Origin of the sequence: Kitasatospora nipponensis, assembly GCF_039528135.1 — a bacterium.
Taxonomy (GTDB): Bacteria; Actinomycetota; Actinomycetes; order Streptomycetales; family Streptomycetaceae; genus Kitasatospora; species Kitasatospora nipponensis.
In genome coordinates this window covers 1-3,244 of sequence record NZ_BAAALF010000366.1, presented here as the reverse complement: position 1 = coordinate 3,244, position 3,244 = coordinate 1, and the positions used below count along the sequence as shown (strand labels likewise).

Below are 3,244 nucleotides of genomic sequence, written 5' to 3'. Positions count from 1 at the left end.
CGCGGCGGGCGAGCTCGCCGCGATCGAGGCGCTGCGCGCCCGGCTGCGGGCCGCGCTGGCGCACTGGGGCCTGCCCGAGCGGGCCGACACCGCCGAGCTGCTGGCGGCCGAGCTGCTCGCCAACGCGCTCAGCCACACCGCCGCCGGCGCGGTCCTGGCGGGCTACCTGGACGAGCAGGGCCGGCTGCGGGTCGAGGTGGCCGACCACAGCGGCCGACTGCCCCGGCAGCGCCGCGCCCACCGCACCGCGACCTCCGGGCGGGGGCTGATGCTGGTGGAGGCGCTGGCGGAGGACTGGGGGGTGCGGCTGCGCGGCGAGGGCAAGGTGACCTGGTTCACCCTGGCCGCCGGACCGCAGGCGCCAGGCCGGGAGTCGGCCGGGCCCACGCCCGCGGACCCCGTCTGAACAGCGGCTGACGCCGGCACGAAGTCGCGGTGTCGCGACTTCGTGCCATTGCCGCTTTGCCGAACATTCGACAGGATGGTGAGAATGTGTGTCCGGACCCGGATTCCCCCACCCGGGGAACCGTCCGAGGACCGCGTACCCAACCCACCGACCCGGCAGGGGCAGGAGAACCATGGCGACTGAGCCCGAGCCGCAGGGGCCCGCACGCCTTCCGCTCGGGCCGCCGGCCCAGGGCGGTCGGCGGCCGGCGGCGCGCGGCACCGGCCTGGCGGCCGGCCGGATCGTGGCACCCACCGCCGTCCAGGCCGTGCCCGGCCTGCCCGTGCGCACCGGTGACTCCACCCCCGAGTGGCTCGAGCCGGCGATGGCCGCCAACGGCATCGGCTCCTTCGACTGGGACATCCGCCGCGACCTGATCGAGGCCGACCAGCGGGCCTGCGCCATCATCGGCGTCGCCGGCGGCCGGCTGGACCGCAGCGCGGAGTCCTTCCTGACCCTGCTGCACCCCGAGGACGCCCCGGTGGTGCGCCGCCGCGTCGAGCGCGCGGTGGCGGAGCTCGGCCAGTGCGGGGCGTACTACCGCACCGTCTTCCCCGGCGGCGAGCTGCACGCGGTGCGCTTCCGCGGCCGGGTGCTCGCCGACGCCTTCGGCCGCCCCTCGCGGATGGTCGGCTTCGTCTGGGACGCCACCGCCGAGCTGCACAAGCGCGAGGACGCCGACCGGCAGGCCGCGCTGCGCGAGGAGCGCTCGCGCTTCATCAAGGAGGCCGCCCGGGCCCTGTCCGAGGCGGTCACGGTGCGTGACGTGGCCCGGGTCTTCACCGAGCTGCCGCTGCCCGGCCTGCCGCCGGACGGCCTGGTGCTGGCCGCGCTGGAGACCGGACGGCTGAAGATCCTGGGCGCCAGCGGCTACCGGCACGAGGACGTCACGGTCTACGACCGGGCGCCGCTGGAACCGTTCCAGCCCGCCGCCGAGGCGGTCCGCCGCCGGGTGCCGGTCTTCCTCTCCAGCCGCGAGGAGTACCGCGAGCGGTTCCCGCAGGCCTGGACGCGGGCGGCCACCACCGGCCGCAGCGCCTGGGCCTTCCTGCCGCTGGTGGCCAGCGGCCGGGCGATCGGGCTCTGCGTGGTCAGCTTCGACGAGGCCCGCGAGCTGGACACCGACGAGCGCACCCTGCTCTCCACGCTGGGCGGACTGGTCGCCCAGTCGCTGGCCCGGGCCCGGCTGCACGACGCCGAGCACGAGCTGGCGGCCGGCCTGCAGCGGGTGATGCTGCCGCGCACCGTCCCCGCCGTGCCGGGGGTGACCACCGCCGTGCGCTACCTGCCGGCCGGCTCCGGGCTGCAGATCGGCGGCGACTGGTACGACGTCGTGCCGCTGCCCGGCGGGCACGTGGGCCTGGTGATCGGCGACGTGCAGGGGCACGACGTGCACGCGGCCGGCATCATGGGCCAGCTGCGGATCGCGCTGCGGGCGTACGCGGCCGAGGGCCACCCGCCGGCCGCCGTGATGGCCCGCGCCTCACGCTTCCTGGCCGACCTGGACACCGACCACTTCGCGACCTGCACCTACGCGGAGGTCAACGTCGACTACGGCGTGGTCTACGCGGTGCGGGCCGGCCACCTGGACCCGGTGGTGCGCCGCACCGACGGCAGCAGCTGCGTGCAGAGCGTGGTCGGCGGCCTGCCGCTGGGCGTCTCGGCCGACCAGTCCTACCAGGTCACCCGCTTCAGCCTGGACCCGGGTGACACTCTGGTGCTCTGCACCGACGGCCTGGTCGAGTCGCGCCGGATGGACCTGGACACCGGCATGGGCCGGCTCTGCACGGTGGTCTCCGGCGAGCTGCCGCCGCGCCGCGAGGGCGCCCTCGACCCGCTGGAGGAGCTGGCCGACCGGATCGCCGCCGGGGCCGCCGACTCCTCCGAGCGCGAGGACGACATAGCGCTGCTGCTGCTGCGCTGGGACGGCCCGGAGGGCGGGCTGGCCGCCCAGCAGCTGCGCCGCCGGATCGGGCAGGCCGACCTCGCGCGGGTCGCCGAGCTGCGCGGTGAGCTGCGTGACGCGCTGCGCCGCTGGGGGGTGGCCGAGCTGATCGACACCGCCGAGCTGCTCGCCTCCGAGCTGGTCACCAACGCGATCCGGCACACCGACCGGGACGCCATGTTCACCGCCCGGCTCTACCGCGAGGACGGCCGCGAGCCGCGGCTGCGGATCGAGGTGGAGGACGAGTCGGACCTGTGGCCCAAGCGCCGTACCCCGGGGGAGCAGGCCTCCTCGGGGCGCGGGCTGATGCTGGTGGAGGCGCTGGCCGACGCGTGGGGCGTGGAGCCGCGCGGGACCGGCAAGCGGATGTGGTTCGAGCTGACGGCGGGCGAGGCGGGCTGAGGTCCCCCCGCCCCGCCCGCCGCCAGCCGCACCCGCGGTCAGCCGTTCGCACGGCACCGGCTAGCCGAACTGCTTCTCCAGGTCCTTGAGCTTCTGCTCCAGCGAGTCCAGCCGGGGCAGCGTCATGGTGTCCTCGTCGGTGGTCAGGTCGATGGCGCGCCGTCCGGGGCGGGCCGGCAGGCCGGGGGCGGCGGCGGGCAGCGCCGGCTCCTCCGGGGCCGGCGGTGCTATCGCGGGCTCCGCACTGCCGCCGGGCTCCAGCTGCCGGGCGGCCAGGGCAGCGGAGCGCGAGCGGCCCCAGCCGCCGTGCTGGCGGTTGATCGCCCGGATCTCGGCCCGCTCGCGCCGGCTGGCCAGCCGCTGGCGTTCGCGGTTCACGATCGCCTCGCGCTTGGTGTCGCGGACCTCCTCGACCGCCTCGTCCAGGCTGCGCACGTTCTCCAGCAGCATCA

Annotated in this window: 2 protein-coding genes and 1 pseudogene; 2 read left to right on the top strand and 1 reads right to left on the bottom strand. The window is 76.4% G+C overall.

Annotation, left to right across the window (positions count from 1 at the left end):
- A partial coding sequence (locus tag ABD323_RS40190; protein WP_344447066.1) for an ATP-binding protein occupies positions 1–406 on the top strand: 406 nt, incomplete at its 5' end.
- Positions 407–578: 172 nt separating this feature from the next.
- The gene (locus tag ABD323_RS40185; RefSeq protein ID WP_344447064.1) at positions 579–2,792 is read left to right on the top strand and encodes a SpoIIE family protein phosphatase; all 2,214 of its coding nucleotides are present in this window, start codon (positions 579–581) and stop codon (positions 2,790–2,792) included.
- A 60-nt stretch (positions 2,793–2,852) separates the two neighbouring features.
- Here the strand turns inward: ABD323_RS40185 and ABD323_RS40180 are convergent.
- Positions 2,853–3,244, bottom strand: a pseudogene (locus ABD323_RS40180) (DUF2637 domain-containing protein); the annotation flags it as partial.